Origin of the sequence: Actinosynnema pretiosum, from assembly GCF_024171695.1 — a bacterium.
Taxonomy (GTDB): Bacteria; Actinomycetota; Actinomycetes; order Mycobacteriales; family Pseudonocardiaceae; genus Actinosynnema; species Actinosynnema pretiosum.
The window spans coordinates 63438-80458 of record NZ_JAMTCF010000025.1; the positions used below are offsets into that span (position 1 = coordinate 63438).

The following is a 17021-nucleotide window of genomic DNA, read 5'->3' on the forward strand; positions in this document are numbered from 1 at the left end:
GCGGGCGGGGTTCCGGCGGGCGGGGTGTCCTTTTAGGACTCGGCGGCCTGGAGCTCGCGGACGGCCGGGAGGTTGGCGTCGATGAGACCGCGCAACCTCTCGGCCGCTTCGGGGGTGAGCACGAGGTCGAGCACGTCGTCGCAGCTCAGTTCGAGCCCCTCGGAGGTCGGGGTGACCCGGAGGTCGGCGTCGCCGTTGAGGGTGACCCAGGAGGTCAGGACCGTGCCGGTGGTGGGCGCGATCCGCCAGGACTGGTTCTCGGTGGACATGCGTGAACGCCTCTCGTCAGCAGGTGCGGTGTCATCGGAAGAATAAGACAGCATTGCCAACTTCAGGGCGTCCAGAAGGGTGAAACCCGGCATTGCCAACTCAATGTCACCCATTCGAGTGGCGAGCGGGTCGCAATCCGCCGTAGTGCAGACTTCGCGCCATGACAGCACCACGTCAGGACGCCTACGAGGCGAGGTTGGAATTCGCCAAGCGGGCACGGCGAATGCGCGAAGCGGCGGGATTGGAGACCGGGACGGCCGAAGCGGCGATGATCACGGCCATCGGCGGCTACCCGTCCCAGCTGTCGAAGCTGGAAACGGCCCGGATCGCCCCGAAGCCCGCCCAGGTCGACTGGATGATCAGCGAGTACCGGCCCACGAGCGACGAAGCGGACTCCTTACGAGGGCTGGCGACGACGGCGAACACCCGTGCCCAACCGGTGAGCACCGGGGTGGACACCCGCGAGTACCTGGCTCGCGAACGCAGCGCCTCGAAGGTCTGGATGATCTACAACGAGATTCCAGGCCTCTTGCAGATCCACGAATTCGCCTATGCGGTGCTGTCGCAGTCCCCACTGGTGGACTCCAGCGATGTGGAGGCGCTGGCACGTGATCGGGCCGAGCGCGGGCAGCGGATCTTCCGGGCGGACGGCCCCGAGGTGTGGGTCGCGCTGGGCGAGGCAGCGCTCGATCGGCTGGACGGCGGTCCGGAGATCGGCGCGCGCCAACTGGACCACCTGCTGGCGGTCTCCGCCATGCCGACCGCGCACTTGAAGATCATCCCGAGTTCGGCGGGATCGGTGACCGGGTTGAGCAATCCGTTCACGCTGCTGCACGAGGAACCTGACGAATGGCTCGCTTTCGTCGGCCACATCGCCCGGAACGACTACGTCAAGAAACCCAGCCGGTTCCGCCTGGTCTTCGAGCACGCCTGGGACTTGGGAGCGACCGAGGAGCAGTCCAGGGCGATACTGGAAGCTCGGGTCGTCGACCTGAACCGATCGTAGAAAGCGAGCGCAGACCATGCAGTGGCGTACCAGCAGCTACACCAACGGTGGCAACGACCCGCAGTGCGTCGAGTGCGGTCACACCGGCTCCGGTGAGCGCTTCGCCGTCCGGGACAGCAAGAACCGCTCCGGGCCCGCGTTGTCCTTCTCCCCCAGCGCCTTCCGGGCGTTCCTGGACCGCGTCCGGACCACGCGCTGACCACCGGGTGCGGTGGTCCCGCTCTGACGTCGGGACCACTGCACCTCAGTGCTCGAACAGCGCGCTGACCGATTCCCCGTTGTGGATGCGCCGCATCGCCTCGGCCAGCGGCCCGGCGACCGACAGCACCTCCAGCTTCTCCGAGCGCTTCTCCTCCGGCACCGGCACCGTGTTCGTGCACACGATCTCCAGCACCTCCGCCCGCTCCCCGATCCGCTCGACCGCCTTGTCCGAGAACAGCCCGTGCGTGCAGGCGATCCGCACCGAGGCGACGTCGAACTCCTCCAGGTGGTCCAGCAGCTCGATCACCGTGCTCCCCTTGGCGATCTCGTCGTCCAGCACGATGACGTCCCGCCCCCGCACCTCGCCGATCACCGAGCTGATCACCACCCGGTCGTCGCCGAACCGCTGCTTCGCCCCCGCCGCCACCGGCACCCCGAGCAGTCGCGCGAAGGCCGACGCCGCCTTCGCGTTGCCCAGGTCCGGGGACAGCACCACCGCGTTCGACAGGTCGTAGCGCCGGAAGTGCACCGCCAGCTCGTGCAGCGCGTGCAGGTGGTCCACCGGGACCGAGAAGAACCCGTGCACCTGCGGCGAGTGCAGCGTCATCGCCAGCACCCGGCTCGCCCCGGCCGTCACCAGCAGGTCCGCGACCAGCCGCGCCCCGATCGAGATCCTCGGCGCGTCCTTCTTGTCGGACCTGGCGTACGCGAAGTGCGGCATCACCACGGTCGTCCGCGACGCGGACGCACCCCTCGCGGCGTCCAACATCAGCAGCAGTTCGACCAGGTTCTCCTGCACCGGAGGCACGAGCGGCTGGACGAGGAACACGTCCCGCTCGCGGCAGTTGGCCTGCAACTGCACTTCCAGGCAGTCGTTGGCGAACCTCGTCACCCTCGTCGGCGACAGCGGCACCCCCAGCTCGGCGCAGATCTCCTCCGCCAGCCCAGGGTGCGCGCTCCCGCCGAACACGACCATTTCCCGACCAGAGACGGACACGGAAGCGGACACGACCTGGGCTCCCCGGCGTTCGGCTACCTGACGCTGCGGACGCTAGCAGCGATCCGACCCCCCGATCGGGTCATCCCTTCCACACCACGGGAGCCTTCGTGTACTCCTCGGCGGCGTCGTACTTGGCGCCGGTGATCTTCTCGGCGGCGTTGCCCGCCTGCAGGATGCAGGTCTGGAACGTGGCCCCGGCGGTGGTGAAGTCCTTGCTGGCGTTGACGGACTGGCAGTTGTCCGTCTCGCCGGTGATGATCACGCTGCTGGTCTTGCCGTCCGCCTTGATGCCGCGCAGCCGCAGCGACGAGTACGCCAGGTCGGTGCCGCCGACGTTCTCGACGGTGGCCCGGATGTAGAACGGCGTGATGCCCGCGGCCTTGTCGCCGTACTTGGCCAGGTCCGCCGGGTCGCCCGCCTCGATCGAGTCGACCGTGATCGCGATGACGCCGGTCTTGCTGGTGCCGTACTTGAAGTTCACCACCGCGCGCTGGCCGACCTCGAACTCGCTGCCGGGCGCGGCCACGTCGCCGGACGCGGGGGGCGCGTCGGCGGCGGAGGTCTTGGCGGCGGAGGACTTCGCGGCCGAGGACGAGGTCGGGGCGCTCTCCTCGGCGGTGGAGGACGCGGTGGCGTCCGCCGCGGGCAGCGCCGTGCCGCTCGTCTCGCTGCCACACGCGGACAGCAGGACGGCGGCAGCGCCGACTGCGGCGAACAGGCTGCTGCGGAAGGACTTCACGCCGGGCTCCTCAGGTTCTCGTCGGACGGGCCGACGCTATTCCCGGCGAGGCCGCCACGCTGTCGGTCGTTCGCACCACAGGTCGTCGGAACCCCTGGAAACCGCCCGTGATCAGGCTCTCGGTTTAGCCGTGGCGATCTTGGGGAACCGGGTCACAGGTCGTCGATCCCGATCAGCCCGTCCTGGATCGCGCGCGCCACCAGCGCCGCCTTGGTCGGCGCCTCCCGGCCGATCAGCGCGTACTTGATCCGGATGCGCTCCAGGTGCGAGTTGACCGTGCTCAGCGAGATCCCGAGCCGCTGCGCCACGTAGTCCTTCGACTCGGACTGGAACCACTCCACCAGCACCTCGGTCTCCCGCGCCGACAGCGCGGGCCGGGTGTCCGAGCGGTCGCCCGCGAGCGCGCCCGCCAGCGACGGCGGCGTGTACGCCCGCCCCTGCGCCGCCGCGCGGGTGGCCTGCACGAGGTGCTCGGCGCCCTCGGCCTTGGTCAGGTAGCACAGCGCGCCCAGTTCGAGGCACTGCAGCGCGATGTCGTCGTCGGCGCGCATCGAGTACACGACCACCCGCCGCCCGGCCTCCACGAGCCTGCGCAGGTCGCCGAGCACCGGGGTCGGCCCGCCCAGGTGCAGGTCGAGGATGACCACGTCGGCGCGCGCGCCCTCGTCCAGCCAGGCGGTCTTGACGTCCTCGCCGCTGGCCGCGACCGCGATCGGCGGTGTGCCGGACAGCAGCCAGTACGCCACGCCCGCCCGCACCGCCGGGTGGTCGTCCACCACGACCGCGCTGATCGGCGCGTCCCAGCCGGGGCCTCCCCCACCGGTGCCTCCCCCGCCGGGTCCTCCGCTGTCGGCGCTCACTCGCTCCGCCACCTCGCCTCCGTCCTGGTGTGCTCACCGTACGTGCCGCACTCGACCTCGACGCGCGGCGACTGCGCCGCGACCGGCACCCCGGCGTCCGCGACCACCGCCACGCGCACCTCGCCGCCGGTGCGCAGCAGGCTGACCCGCGCCCGCTCGCGCGCCGCCGACAGCGCGACCGCGACGGGGCCGGTCAGCTCCCGCCGCACGTCCTTGGGCACCGGCACCGCAGCCCCGCTGACCGCCAGCGACACCGCGACCCCGCGCCGCTCGGCGACGTCCACGCACGCGGTCACCTCGTGCACCAGCGGGTCGGGCACGTCGTCGTTCTCGGCGAACAGCCTGCGCAGCTGGGTCGCGGCGAGCGAGCAGCGCAACCGGGTGTCCGGGTCGCGCGGGTCGAGCACGCCGTCCGCGAGGTCGGCGAGCAGCGGCAGGGTCGCGCCGAGCTGCCCGGCGAACCCGGCGCGCAGGTCCAGCTCGGACTGCCTGGCCAGGGCGGCGCGGGTCGCGGCGCGCTCCTGCTCGGCGGCGGCCTCGGCGGCCTGGCGGGAGCTGCGGTGCAGCACGCGGGTGATCCACAGGATGGCGAGCTGGAAGCTGGTGACGCTGAGCAGCACCGCGCCCGCCGCGCCGATCTCGACCCGCTTGGGCAGGTCGGCGAGCACGAACTGCACGACGCTGTCGACCACGTGCGCGGCGAACGCGCACAGCAGCAGCGGGACCCGGTCGAGCAGCAGCAGGAGCAGGTGCCAGCCGACCAGGCCGAACGACCAGTGCGGGGCCTGGAAGTGGCCGCCGTCCGGCAGGGCCGAGGTCGCGGTCACCGAGGAGGCCAGCACCACGACCACGCCGAGCGCCACCACCGGCGTCGGCAGCGGGCGGCGCGGCGCGACCCACACCGCGCACAGGAGCACGACCGCGGAGAACGCCGCGTAGGCCAGCCAGGCGGTCGGGGCGTGGTCGTGCACCAGCAGCGGCGGCAGGCACAGGCCGAACTGGAGCACGGCGGTGACGCACAGCAGCAGCAGCCGCACGTTCGCGAACACCCGGTCGGCGACCTCCTGCGGTGGCGGCGGGGCCTCAGCCACGGGTCGCCTCCCCGTCCCAGGTCAGCCGCACGAGGGTGCCCGCGCCCGGCCGCGAGCGCACCTCGGCGCGCCCGCCGACCGCGGCCATCCGCTCGACCAGCGAACCCCGGATGCCGCGCCGGTGCTCGGGCACCGCGCCGGGGTCGAACCCGCGCCCGTGGTCGCGCACCTCCACCAGCACCCCGCCGCTCCCCCGCGCCCGCACCACCAGCTCGGCGGACTCGACGCCCGCGTGCCGCTCCACGTTCACCACCGCCTCGCGCACCGCCCTGACCAGCGCCAGCGCCACCCCGGTCGGCGCGAGCGCGTCCTCGAACCGGGTCTCGAACCGCACCGGGCCGCGCTCGACCAGCGGGCGCAGCGACGACCCGACGTCCACCACCCCGCCCGCCTCGCCGCCGCCGGGCGCGGTGAGCACCGCCAGGTCGCGCCGCGCGTACCCGGCGACCTCGTCGGGGTCGCCGCCGTGCACCGCGACGACCAGGAACGTCGCCGACGCGGTGTCGTGCAGCAGCGCCAGGTACTCGCGCTCCTGCCTGCGCCGCTGCACCGCGAGCGCCTCGGCCCGCTCCAGCGCGGCCCGCTTCGCGCGCAGCCGGTCGACCCGGCCGGTGGAGCGCCGCAGCAGCTCGAACGCCAGCCGCGCCAGCACGCACTCGACCACGACCCGCAGCACCGCCGTGCCGCCGCCCTCGCCGCCGACGAGGTAGACCGCGAGCAGGGCGGCGGTCGCGGGCACGGTGACCTTCGGCGACCACTCCCACTGCAGGGTGATCGCGGTGGTGGTGAGGACGTTGAGCGCCCACTGGCTCGACGGGTCCTGGGTGGCGCACACCGCGCCCGCCCGCGCGACGGCGAACGCGAACGCCAGCACCGCGCCGCGCCCGGTGACCGCGCTCCAGCAGTCCACGACCGCGCCGAGCAGCACCAGGGCGAACAGGGCGAACGCCTGGGGCAGGCGCGCGTCGGGCACGGACAGCACGCCGAACGAGCTGAGCAGCACCAGCCCGACGCCGCGCACGGGTCCGGCGACCCTGGCGACGACGTCGAGGAAGTCCGCCTCGACCTGTCCGGGGGCGGGGCGGGCGCGGACGGTCACGCGGCCGGGGTCCGGTCGGCGCGGGTCCACGCGGCGCGGGTCCACGCGGCGCGGGTCCACGCGGCGCGGGTCCGGTCGGCGCCGGCCCACGCGGCGCCGGTCAGCCGGGCGCGGGCCCCCGGGACGACAGCGGCGACGCGGCGCGGGAGGGGTTCGGCGTCCGCCTCCGCGAGGAGCCGGACCGCGCACCACTTCCGCACCGCGTCGCCGAGGATCACGCGGGCGACCTTAACCCGATCAGCCCCAGATGGAGGAAACCCACTCCGGGTGGTCGATGAAGGGGTTGCGGTTGCCCTGGTAGCTGTCCTGGATGACCTGGTTCCGGCGCTGCTCGAAGGAGTCCGGCGGGTCCTGGGCGTTCCACTGGAGCAGCACGGACAGCTTGCCGATGTTGGGCTTGCTGCCGTTGGAGACGCTGTTGTTGACCTCCAGGTCCGGCCAGCCGTCGGCGCCCTCGTAGCGGACGGCCATGTAGAAGATCATCCGGGCCACGTCGCCCTTGACGGCGTCGCGCGGCTCCCACGAGTCGGAGTCGGTGCGGTTGCCGGGGGCCTCGCCGACGGCGGTGCCGCCGTTGTCGAAGTCCTTGTTGCCGCGCTCGGAGTTGACCGACACGTCCTCGGGGCGCAGGTGGTGCAGGTCGGTGCCGGGGCCGGTGGCGGTGCCGAAGTCGCCGTGCGACTTGGCCCACACGTGCTCCCTATTCCAGTCGTTCGGGTTGCCGCCGTTGGCGGTCTTGGACTGGGAGCGGCCGGAGTACAGCAGGATGACGTTGCCGCTGTTGCCAGGGTCCTGGTCGGTGTTGCGCAGCGCTTCCCACACCTGGTCGTAGCTGAGCTTGCGCGCACCGGTGCTGATGATGGTGTGCAGCGCGGACTTCAGCGCGGAGCCGGTCTTGCCGAGCGCGGCCTGGTAGTAGGAGTCGGTGCCGCCGGGCCGGGTCGTGGTGGTGGCGCCGGGCGTGGTCGTGGTGACCCGCGTCGTGGTGGTCGTGGTGGTGCCGCCGCCGCTGTCGGCGCGGGCGAACGCGGACGGGGAGGTCAGGCCCGCGTGCGAGAAGTAGGCGTTGAGGGGGCCGGTGACGTCGATCCGGGCGCCCAGCAGGCCAGGGTTGCTCTTGAGACCCCACGCGGCGCGGAACGACGCGGTGATCTGCACGTAGAGCATCTGGCCGGTGGAGGTCTGGGTGGGCGAGTCGGCGAGGGCGAGGGCGTAGTCGTTCGGGAAGTTCGTCCGCACGACGGTGCTGGTGGCCGTCGGCTGGCCGACGACGTAGCCGCGCACGGTGGCCGTGGAGCCGCCCTGCTGGGCGACGGCCTGCGCGACGGTGAGCGGGGCGGCGGCCCCCGACGCGGCGCGGTCGGGGATCAGGAGCGCCGCCGCGAGGGCGGCCACCGCGGTGAGCATCGCCACCGGGTGCCAGGTCGTCCAACGACGTCGAGTGTCCACTTTCGAGGAATCCTCTCCGGCAAAGTGCGGCGCAGGGTCACCACACGAACACAGAATCGCACGTCAGTGGCCACTTCAGAGTGAACGACCGTTGACAGTGTGAATAAGTGCCCAAGTCCGGGGTCACCCCGCGCGGGCGTCACACCATCGAGTGGACTCCGATGCGTCTCGTGCCGGAATCGCTCGTCCCCCGAGGCGCTTTGCTTCCACCGCCGATGCTCCGGGCACACCGCACAACTGCGGTCCGTGACGAGTGCACCGCGTTCGACCTGCGTCGATCGCCCAGGCAGTCACCGGGAGTGCAGGCGCACGGGCGGATGCACGTTCACCGCGCCCGATCCGGCCGCGAACGCCGGGGGCGGTGACCACTTGAGGCCCCCACCGCCCATCGGCCACCCTTCCCGACCATGACCGACCGACCGGGTGGTCCCACCGACCCCGACTTCGTGGGCCCGCCGCTGCCCGTCCCGGTGCAGCGCCTGCTGGGCGAGGCCGAGCACGCGCTGGGCGGGCTGGACGAGGCGGCGTGGCGCCTCCCGGACCGCTCGGTGCTGGCGCGCTGCGCGCGCATCCGGGACGCCAGAGGCGCGGCGGCGCGGTCGGGCCGCAGCGCGGACCTGGTGGACGCCTGGCTGTTCGCCGACGTCGGCGCCGGGACGCCGCCGGACCTGCTGCTGCGCGCGGTGTCCCCGGAGGAGGACGACCAGGAGGACGGGGCGCCGCACCACGTGACCGGGGAGGGCGGGCACCCGCCGTTCGACCGGTACCTCGCCGCGCTGGAGCTGGGGGCCGAGCTGCTGGCGCGGGGGCGCGCGCTGGACGTGGACCTGCTGGCCGAGGTGGGCGCGGTCCGGGCGCGCGGCCGGGGCGCGCCGCCGCTGGCCGGGTCGTCGGCGCTGCGCACCTGGTCGGTGTCCACGCGCGCGCTCGAACCGCTTCCCCGCATCGCGCGGCTGGCCCTGGAGCACCGGCTGCTGGCGCTGCACCCGCCGTTCCCGGACGCCGCCGCCGTGGTCACCTCGCTGCGGCTGGTCGCGTCGGGGCTGCTGCGCGACCAGATCCTGCCGCTGCCGGTGTGGCTGGACACCCACGCGGACCGCCGCGACGCGCTGCTGCGCGGGTCGCCGGTGGCGTGGGTGGAGTTCTTCGCGCGCGGGGTGCGCGAGCTGGCCAGGGCGCAGACGAACCTGATCGAGGAGCTGGCGGCGCTGCGCGCGCACCACCTGAACCTGGTGCCGCACCCGCGCAGCGCCCGGCGGGTGGCGGCCGACCTGGTGGCGAGCCCGGTGCTGACCCACCCGGCCCTGGTGCGCCGCTACGGGTTCACCGCGAAGACCGCCACGGACGTGACGCGGCGGTTGGTGGAGCTGGGGTTGCTGACGGCGCTGGACGACCGGCCCTACCGGAAGGTGTTCCTGTGCGTGCCGGTGCTGCGGCTGCTGACGACCGAGCCGCCCGGTGAGCCGATCAGGGACGAGGATGCTTTTAAGGGCTGACTCGCTGGCTCGCCCGAATAGGGCGAGTCAGAGACCACCGGCCACAGTCCGATGACCGGGGCGCCAACCGCCTGCCGCTGTTGGCTCTTCGACCCTGGGCCCATCACACCCGCCCGTCACACCCCGCCCATCACACCCCGCCCGTCACCGCCAGGTCCGTCACCCCCGCCCGTCACGTCCGCTCGGCGCGCTCCAGCAACCTCCGGACCCGCCGGGCGGCCTCCTCGTCCTGCTCGCCCAGCAGTCCCAGCGCGTCCCGGTACCGCTGCACCGCCTTGTCCCCGGAACCCATGCGCCACAACGCGTTCCCCAGCTCCTCCAGCACCCCGGCCCGCTCCCCCGCGCCCACGCCGGGCAGGTCCGAGAGCACCCGCGCCGCCCGTTCCAGCTGCGCCGCGGCGGCTTCCGGGCGGGCCGCCGCGAGCAGCACCACGCCGGTGGCCGCGCGGACCCGCGCGCCGCCGCGCTCGTCGAGCAGCTCGCGGTAGTGGAACTCCAGGTCCCGGTAGCAGTCCAGCGCCAGGTGCAGCCTGCCCCAGCGCCGGTACACCTCGGCCCGCCGCCACAGCACGTCCGCGATGCCGTCCGGGTCGCCGAGCCGCCGCCGGGCGCGCAGCTCGCGCACCCCGTGCTCCTCGGCGGTGACGAAGTCGCCGTGGTCGGCGAACCACACCGCGCTCAGCCGCAGCAGCCCGGCCAGCGCCTCGGGCCGCCGGGACTCGATCGCCGCCTCGGTGCCCCAGTGCGCCAGCTCCTCCGCCCACTTGGGGTCGGCCTCCACCGAGGCCGCGACCCAGGTGCGCGCGGCCAGCGCCGCCGCCAGGGTGTGCCAGCCCGCCTTCACCGCCGCGCGCACCGCGCCCAGCAGCAGCCACCGTCGCCGCACCGGCCAGGCCGCCGCCTCCGCCGCGTCGGCGAACTCGGCCTCGGGCAGGGCGAGCGTGCCGCACTCGTGGTCGAACCCGGCCACGTCCGGCACGACCTTCGCCAGGGTGCGCAGCAGGTCCTCGCCGACCCGCCTGGCCACCAGCAGCGCCGCGTCGTCCCACTCGTCCGGCGGGACCGGCTCGGGGTGCAGCCGGAACCGGTCGCCGCCGACCCTGGACAGCCGGGCCGGGCCGTCGCACAGCGGCAGGTCCAGCACGGCGCTGAGCTCCTCGCCCGCGCGGCGCAGGTCGAGGCCCGCTCCGACCGCGAGCACCCGCATCGGCAGTTCGGGGACGTCGAGCACCAGGAAGGTGTTCAGCAGGTCGGCACGCCACGGGCGGCTGTCCCACACCCCGTACACCGGCACGACTCCTCCCACCGCGCTGCTACCGCTCGGCCTCGATCATCCGAGGCCGGGGCGAGGGCTGCATGACGAGCCACCGGTTCGCACCAGCGAACGCCACCCGAATCGACCACAGCCCTCACCCCCCTGGGACTCCGCGTGCCCGGTGATCACCCGAGGGTGGCCGCGAACACCTCGACCCTGGGATCGGCAGGCAGCACGACCGACTGAACCACCTTCGCCGGATCGAGCGCCACGCGGTGGCCGAACAACCGCACCGGCGGCGAGTCCACCCCGACACCGGCCTTGATCCGGTGCGGCATCTCCAGCACGGCGGCGCTGCCCGAACCGGCCCAGTCGGCCACGACCACCGGCGCGGACGCGCTGGTCCCGTCGGTGTAGCGAACGGTCACGGCCGTGCCGACCGGACCGTTGTGCGAGGCGCCGACCAGGTTGAGCGCCGGGTACCTCCCCTCGGGCAGCAGCAGCGCCTGCCCGCGCGCCTCCACGAAGTTGGGCGCGGTCCCGGAGGTGTCGGGGGCGGTGTAGGTGACGTCGCCCCAGGTGACCTGGCCGCTGGGCAGCAGGGCCGCGTCGTAGCTCCAGCCGCCGCCGTCGAAGTCGCCCTCACCGGGGGCGGCGACCGTGGCCGCGCCGTCGTGGTTGAGCGCGGCGGACAGGTCGACCGCGCACCACCCGTCACCGCTCGCCGCGCACGCCACCGCTTCCCGGATCTCCACAGCGACCTTCGCCGTGGTGGCGCCGGGCCCGCGCGCGGTCACCGAGACCTCGTACGTGCCCGGCGGGGTGTTCGCCGGGATGCTCACCGGGACCTCGACCTCGCGCTGCGCGGGCAGCGTGAACGACGGGATCACCAAGGGGCGCAGCGGAACCCGCCAGCCATCGGGCGCGGACGCGGTGAACGAGACCGGCAGCACGAGCGGGGACTGGGCGAGCACGTCGAGCGTGAACGGCACGGTGCGCCGCTCGGCCGAGGTGGGCAGCACGGCGGTCGACGGCCGCAGCGCGGCGTCCAGGTGCGTGCGGGTGTCCGGCAGGCCCCGGCTGATCGACGGCGGCCGGGCGTCGGCGGAGGTGCCCCAGGTCGACGGGGACGTGCCGAGCCGGTGCTGGAGCGAGCCGCCGCGCGCCACGTCGTCCCAGGACAGCCAGGTCTTGCGCACGTCCTTGCCGTTGAGCGCCACCCGCTGCACGTAGCGGTTGGCGTCGCTGGCCCCCGGCGCGGTGATGGCGAGCGAGGTCCCTCCGATGTGGACGGTCGCGCTGGGGAACTGCGGGCTGGACAGGGCGAAGAAGCTCGCGCCGCTCATCGTCGGGTACAGCCCGAGCGAGGAGAACACGTACCAGGCGGACATCGTGCCCAGGTCGTCGTTGCCGGTCATGCCGTCCGGCCCGTCGGTGAACAGGGTCATGGCCGCCCGCACCACGGTCGCGGTCTTCGCGGGCGCGCCCACCGACAGGTAGGTGTACGGCGCGTGCAGGTCGGGCTCGTTGTTCGGGTTGTAGGTCGGCTTGCCGTAGTAGTCGTACGGCTGGGTGATCCACTCGGTGCGCGCGGTGCCCTCGGGGTCGGCGAGCAGTTTGTCGTAGGCGAAGAACGCGTCGAGCCTGCGCTCGGTCTCGCGCCGCCCGCCCATCAGGTCGACCAGCCCGTCCGGGTCCTGCGGCACGAGCCACTGGTACTGGTACGCGCCGCCCTCGTGGAACTGGTGCCCGGCCTCGACCGGGTCGTACGGCGCGAGCCAGGTGCCGTCCTGGGTGCGCGGCCGGAAGTGCTTCGTGCCGGAGTCCCAGAGGTTGCGGTACCACTTGCCGCGCGCGGCGAAGGTGCGCGCGTCCTCCTTCTGCCCCAGGCCTTCCGCCATCAGGGCGAGCGCGGCGTCGGCCGCCGCGTACTCCAGCGTCGCGGAGGCCGGGTGGGCGCAGTCGTTGTCGCCGCCCTTGTGGGGGCAGTCCACGCCCTTCTCCAGGCCGGACGGCACGTAGCCGCGCTCCAGGTAGTGCTCGACGCCGGAGCGCCCGTTGTACGGCGAGTCGTCCGGCGGCAGGCTGGTGGCGTTGCGCTTGAGCAGCTCGTACGCCTCGGCCTCGTGCCCCTTCAGCAGCCCGCGCGACCAGGCCTCGACCAGGAACGGGGTGACCGGGTCGCCGGTCATGATGTTGGTCTCGCTGTTGGCCAGCGCCCACCTCGGCAGCCAGCCGCCGTCGCGCCCGGCCGCGAGGACCGACAGCGCGACGTCCCGCGCCACCTCGGGTTCGAGGAGTTCGAGGAGCTGGTTCTGCGGGCGGTAGGTGTCCCAGAGGGAGAAGTTCTGGTGCGGGGTGAAGTCCTGCGCCTGCTTCACCTGCCCGCCGAACGCGGTGTACCGGCCGTCCACGTCCCCGGCCAGGTTCGGGTGCAGCACCGAGTGGTAGAGCGAGGTGTAGAACGCCTTGCGGCGCTCCAGCTCCCCGCCGCCGATCTCGACGCGGCCCAGCTGCTCCCGCCAGGTCTGCCGCAGCGCGGCGCGGGCGGCGTCGAAGTCGTGGCCGTCGGTCTCGGCGGCCAGGTTCTTCCGCGCGCCCTCGATCCCGGTGTAGGACAGGCCGACCTTGACCACGACGTCCCGGTCGGCGGTGGTGTCGAACGTGGCGTAGGCCCCGTTGCCGCCGCTGCCCGACGCCTCCCGCGCGCCGGGCGTGACCGAGCCGCCGCGCCAGGTCCCGAAGGACTGGAACGGCCGGTCGAACGAGGCGGTGAAGTAGACGGTGTGCTCGTCCAGCCCGGCGCAGAACCGCCCGGCCCGCACCCGCCCCTCCACGGTCCGGTCGTCGACCACCCGCACCTGCGAGTCGAGCACCTGCTGGTTGGCCTTGCCGGTGTTGAGCAGCACGTTGCCGCTCGCGCCCGCCGGGAACGAGTAGCGCTGCCAGCCGGTGCGCGGGGTGGCGGTCAGCTCGACGCCGATGCCGTACCGCTGGAGGCCCACGCGGTAGTAGCCGGGTTCGGCCTCCTCGTCGTCGTGGCTGTAGGCCGACCGGTAGGCGTTGTGGTCGGTGCTGGTGACCGCGCCGGTGGTGGGCATGATCGGCAGCTCGCCCGCGACGGGGCAGCCGACGCCGGACAGGTGGGTCTGGCTGAAGCCGTGGATGAAGCCCTGCTGGTAGTCGTAGCCGCCCTGGCCGCCGGTGTCCGGGCTGACCTGGACCATGCCGAACGGGGCGCTCGCGCCGGGGAAGGTGTTGCCGAAGTTCTGGGTGCCGACGAACGGGTTGACCAGGGTGACGGGGTCCTCCGCCGCGCTCCCGGTCGGCTGCTGGGCCTGGGCTGGGACGGCCGCTCCGAGCACGAGCAGTGCTGCGGCGGCCAGTGCTGTGCTGCCTCGCGGGAGGGTCATCGTCGACGGCCTCTCTGTGTGACAACGTTGTCAAGCAACAGGGTCGAACAGGCGGTTCGGTTCCCGGACCGCTTCCTGAGGGTGGCGCACCACCTCATGGCCGTCCAGAGCACCGAAGTGGGATGCGGGGCGCGGCACCCGAACGGTCCCGCGCCCCGCCGCCCCACCGGGTCAGGGCGTCCAGGGGGAGTCGAAGCTCCAGCTCACGTCCTGGGCGTACGAGACCGGGTTGTCGTACGCGTGGGCCCCGCCGTCGCTGGCCGCCCACACCTCCGCGTTGTAGTGCCGGACGTTCGCGCCCAGCTCGTTCACCGAGGCCAGCCGCGTGCCGCCTGCGCCGGGCTGGGCGCAGAACGTGGCGTCCCTGCGGAAGAGGTCGGTGTTCGGGTTGGTGTCCAGGCGCAGCCGGTACGAGGCGTGCCGCAGGAACCGGCCGGGCAGGTTCCGCGACTCGAACGAGTAGCAGGACGGGTCGGCCAGCCCGCGCCGCACCACGAACGTCGCGTCACCCTTGGTGGTCGCGTCGCTCGCGGAGCCGACCACGTCGGTGCGGGCCAGGCTGTCCCGGTGCCGCAGGAACCGGTCGGTGAAGCCGGGCGTGGTCACCCGCAGCGAGCGGGCCTGGTCGACGGGCAGGTCGACCCCGCTGCGCCACAGCGGGATCGTGACGTTCCAGGCGGTGTCCTGGGTGAAGCTCGCCGCGCCGTCCCACGGGTTCGGGCCGCCGCTGCGGGCCACGTACACGCCCTCGTTGTAGTGCCGCAGGAAGTGGCCGGGCAGGTTCTTGGACTCGAACGCCGTCGCGCCCCAGCCGTCGCGGGCGCAGAACGTCGCGTCCCCGGCGAACAGCGCGCTGCCGTCGTTGGCGTCCAACCGCACCCGCGACGAGGCGTGCCGCAGGTAGCTGCCGGGGAAGTTCCGCGACTCCAACGAGTAGCAGGCCGGGTCGGCGAGCCCTGGGCGCAGCCGGTAGGTGGCGTCCTTGGTCGCGCCCTCGCCGCTGCCGGGGGTGAGCACGTCGGTGCGGGCGAGGGAGTTCTGGTGCCGCAGGAAGCGGGTGGTGAAGCCGGGGGTGGCTACCTTGAGCGAGACCAGCTCGTCCCGCCCGACCTCGGTCCCCTTGGCGCGCGCCAGGACCCGTTGGTTGACCGCCCGCACCTGCGCCGCGTTCATCTTCAGCACCTGGCGGTCGTAGGTGTAGAAGCCGTTGACCTCGTTCTCCACGTCGTACGGCTCGGTGTACACCGAGGCCGACAGCCCGCGCGTCTGCACGAACCGCCCGACCTCCTCGGTGATCGTCACGTACCGGCTGGTCAGCGAGTTCTCGTCGGGGAACAGGTCGCCGTACGCGAAGCCCTGGCCCGGCTGGTACTCGTGCCCGGTGATCCGCCGCCCGAGCCCGCCGTACTCGCCGAGCACCGCGATCCGCCCGTCGGGCTGCCGGGTGCCCGACGACATCTGGTAGGCGTGGTCGTCGATCACGTCGCCGTTGCCGGGATCGGGGTCGGAGACGCAGCAGTTGGACCCGGAGTTGTGGTTGATCAGACGGGTGTTGTCCAGCGACCGCACCAGGTCCGTGATCCGCCCGGCGTCGTACTCGCCCCAGCCCTCGTTGAACGGCACCCACTGCACGATCGACGTGATCCCCTTGAGGTGGTCGATCATGCGGCGCAGCTCGGACTCGTAGTTGGCGTGGCTGTTCGGGGCCTCGTCCACCGAGTCGACCGACGGCATGTCCTGCCACACCATCAGCCCGAGCCTGTCCGCCCAGTAGTACCAGCGGGCCGGTTCCACCTTGATGTGCTTGCGGACCATGTTGAAGCCCAACGCCTTCTGCTGCTCCAGGTCCGAGCGCAGCGCCGCGTCGGTGGGCGCGGTGTAGACGCCATCCGGCCAGTAGCCCTGGTCCAAGGTGCCGAGCTGGAACACGAAGTCCCCGTTCAGCAGCGGCCTGGTGACCCCGCCGATGACGGCCTTGCCGAGCGAGCGCATCCCGAAGTACCCGGTGACCGCGTCACCACCGGCCATCGTGACGCGCAGGTCGTACAGGAACGGGTCGTCCGGCGACCACAGGCGCGCGTTCGGCACCGGCACCCGCAGGTGCTGCCCGACCGTCCCGGACGCCGTGCCGACGACCTGCCCGCCGCTGAGCACCTGGGCCTGCACCTGCTGGCCCGCGCTGCCCCGCACGACCAGGTCCAGCACCCCGGCGGGCACGTCCGGCGTGGTGTCCAGGCGGGTGATGTGGTTGGTGGCCACGGGTTCGAGCCACACGGTCTGCCAGATCCCGGACGCGGGCGTGTACCAGATGCCGCTCGGGTTCCGCCGCTGCTTGCCGATCGGGTAGCGCTGGCCGTCGACGGGCGAGTTGACCCCGACCACGATCTCGTTGCCGCCGCTGCGGAGCGCGCCGGTGACGTCGAACGAGAACGGGTCGAACCCGCCGGTGTGCGTGCCGACCTGCGTCCCGTTGACCCAGACCCGGCTCTCCCAGGTGACGGCGCCGAAGTTGAGCTTGACCCGCCGCCCGTCCCAGCCCGCCGGGACGGTGAAGGTCCGCCGGTAGAACATGCTGTCCTCGTGCCGCTTGATGCCGGACAGCGCCGACTCGATCGCGTAGGGCACCAGGACGCCCTCGGCGAGCGGTCGGCCGATCGGCGGGTCGTTCAGGTTCGCGGCGCCCGCGAACTCCCACACCCCGTTGAGGTTCTGCCAGTCCGGCCGGACCAGCTGCGGGCGCGGGTACTCGGGCAGGGCGTTGGTCGGCGAGACCTGGCTCGTCCACGGCGTGGTCAGCGGCGCGGGCTTGGGCTGCCACACCGCGTCGGCGGACGGGCCGGGCGCGGCGTCGGGCTGGGCGGTGTCGGCGGGCCGCGCCACGTCGGCCGGTCGCGCGGCGTCGGCGGGCTGCGCCGGGACGGCCGGTTGGGCGAGCGCCGGGACCGCCGCGCCGACGACGAGCAGGGCCGCCAGCGGGGCTAAGAGGGCGCGGGACAGGGATCTGCGCATGGGGACGCTCCGGTGGGTCCGGGGGACTCGCTTGCAGGGACCCGCGCACGCGGACGCGCGGGGTGGATCTGCCGGGTGGAGGCGCCTGCGGCGGGAGAACGCCCTGGACGGTTGCGCCCCCGCTTTTTACATC

The 17021-nt window shown here is 73.1% G+C and carries 14 protein-coding genes; 3 read left to right on the top strand and 11 right to left on the bottom strand.

What is annotated here, in order from left to right; translation table 11 throughout:
• Positions 1-32: 32 nt before the first annotated feature.
• Positions 33-269: a hypothetical protein gene (locus LV78_RS36010; protein WP_253850582.1), complete on the bottom strand. Its 237-nt coding sequence runs from the start codon at positions 267-269 to the stop codon at positions 33-35.
• A gap of 161 nt (positions 270-430) precedes the next feature.
• Here LV78_RS36010 and LV78_RS36015 point away from each other — a divergent pair, with 161 nt between their 5' ends.
• Together LV78_RS36015 and LV78_RS36020 are read left to right on the top strand one after the other, a co-directional pair.
• Positions 431-1276 (top strand): DUF5753 domain-containing protein, encoded by an 846-nt coding sequence (locus LV78_RS36015; protein ID WP_253850583.1) that lies wholly within the window; start codon positions 431-433, stop codon positions 1274-1276.
• Between the two features lie 16 nt (positions 1277-1292).
• Positions 1293-1475, top strand: coding sequence for a DUF397 domain-containing protein (locus LV78_RS36020; RefSeq protein WP_253850584.1), 183 nt, complete (start codon positions 1293-1295; stop codon positions 1473-1475).
• Between the two features lie 45 nt (positions 1476-1520).
• On the opposite strand, the gene LV78_RS36025 is transcribed toward LV78_RS36020, so the two are convergent.
• From LV78_RS36025 to LV78_RS36055, 7 genes are all read right to left on the bottom strand, one after another.
• Positions 1521-2453: a ribose-phosphate diphosphokinase gene (locus LV78_RS36025; protein ID WP_253850614.1), complete on the bottom strand. Its 933-nt coding sequence runs from the start codon at positions 2451-2453 to the stop codon at positions 1521-1523.
• 103 nt (positions 2454-2556) lie between these two features.
• Positions 2557-3216 carry a hypothetical protein gene (locus tag LV78_RS36030; RefSeq protein WP_253850585.1) on the bottom strand — a complete coding sequence of 220 codons (660 nt, stop codon included), beginning with the start codon at positions 3214-3216 and terminating at the stop codon, positions 2557-2559.
• Positions 3217-3368: 152 nt separating this feature from the next.
• Positions 3369-4007, bottom strand: coding sequence for a response regulator (locus LV78_RS36035; RefSeq protein ID WP_253850615.1), 639 nt, complete (start codon positions 4005-4007; stop codon positions 3369-3371).
• A gap of 65 nt (positions 4008-4072) precedes the next feature.
• Entirely contained in the window at positions 4073-5167 is a 1095-nt protein-coding gene (locus LV78_RS36040; protein ID WP_253850586.1) for a hypothetical protein, read from the bottom strand.
• On the bottom strand, positions 5160-6266 hold the full coding sequence (locus tag LV78_RS36045; protein WP_253850587.1) for a sensor histidine kinase: 1107 nt from the start codon (positions 6264-6266) through the stop codon (positions 5160-5162). Before LV78_RS36045 ends, LV78_RS36040 begins: the two co-directional genes overlap by 8 nt.
• Positions 6263-6484 (bottom strand): hypothetical protein, encoded by a 222-nt coding sequence (locus LV78_RS36050; RefSeq protein WP_253850588.1) that lies wholly within the window; start codon positions 6482-6484, stop codon positions 6263-6265. Before LV78_RS36050 ends, LV78_RS36045 begins: the two co-directional genes overlap by 4 nt.
• Before the next feature lie 19 nt (positions 6485-6503).
• A complete protein-coding gene (locus tag LV78_RS36055; RefSeq protein WP_253850589.1) occupies positions 6504-7715 on the bottom strand; it encodes an endonuclease in 1212 nt (403 codons plus the stop codon).
• A 407-nt stretch (positions 7716-8122) separates the two neighbouring features.
• On the opposite strand from LV78_RS36055, the gene LV78_RS36060 reads away from it, so the two are divergent.
• Positions 8123-9211 carry a Fic family protein gene (locus tag LV78_RS36060; RefSeq protein WP_253850590.1) on the top strand — a complete coding sequence of 363 codons (1089 nt, stop codon included), beginning with the start codon at positions 8123-8125 and terminating at the stop codon, positions 9209-9211.
• 172 nt (positions 9212-9383) lie between these two features.
• Here LV78_RS36060 and LV78_RS36065 read toward each other — a convergent pair whose 3' ends face one another.
• The 3 genes from LV78_RS36065 to LV78_RS36075 form a co-directional block, all read right to left on the bottom strand.
• Entirely contained in the window at positions 9384-10505 is a 1122-nt protein-coding gene (locus tag LV78_RS36065; RefSeq protein ID WP_253850591.1) for a hypothetical protein, read from the bottom strand.
• A gap of 146 nt (positions 10506-10651) precedes the next feature.
• The gene (locus LV78_RS36070; RefSeq protein WP_253850592.1) at positions 10652-13879 is read right to left on the bottom strand and encodes a GH92 family glycosyl hydrolase; all 3228 of its coding nucleotides are present in this window, start codon (positions 13877-13879) and stop codon (positions 10652-10654) included.
• A 171-nt stretch (positions 13880-14050) separates the two neighbouring features.
• Entirely contained in the window at positions 14051-16888 is a 2838-nt protein-coding gene (locus tag LV78_RS36075; RefSeq protein WP_253850593.1) for an AbfB domain-containing protein, read from the bottom strand.
• Between the last annotated feature and the right edge of the window lie 133 nt (positions 16889-17021).

Excerpts from the sequence above, each read along its gene's own strand:
- LV78_RS36020 (WP_253850584.1), top strand. The coding sequence starts at position 1,293 with ATGCAGTGGCGTACCAGCAGCTACACCAACGGTGGCAACGACCCGCAG.
- LV78_RS36010 (WP_253850582.1), bottom strand. The coding sequence starts at position 269 with ATGTCCACCGAGAACCAGTCCTGGCGGATCGCGCCCACCACCGGCACG.
- LV78_RS36070 (WP_253850592.1), bottom strand. The coding sequence starts at position 13,879 with ATGACCCTCCCGCGAGGCAGCACAGCACTGGCCGCCGCAGCACTGCTC.
- LV78_RS36060 (WP_253850590.1), top strand. The coding sequence starts at position 8,123 with ATGACCGACCGACCGGGTGGTCCCACCGACCCCGACTTCGTGGGCCCG.
- LV78_RS36025 (WP_253850614.1), bottom strand. The coding sequence starts at position 2,453 with ATGGTCGTGTTCGGCGGGAGCGCGCACCCTGGGCTGGCGGAGGAGATC.
- LV78_RS36015 (WP_253850583.1), top strand. The coding sequence starts at position 431 with ATGACAGCACCACGTCAGGACGCCTACGAGGCGAGGTTGGAATTCGCC.
- LV78_RS36075 (WP_253850593.1), bottom strand. The coding sequence starts at position 16,888 with ATGCGCAGATCCCTGTCCCGCGCCCTCTTAGCCCCGCTGGCGGCCCTG.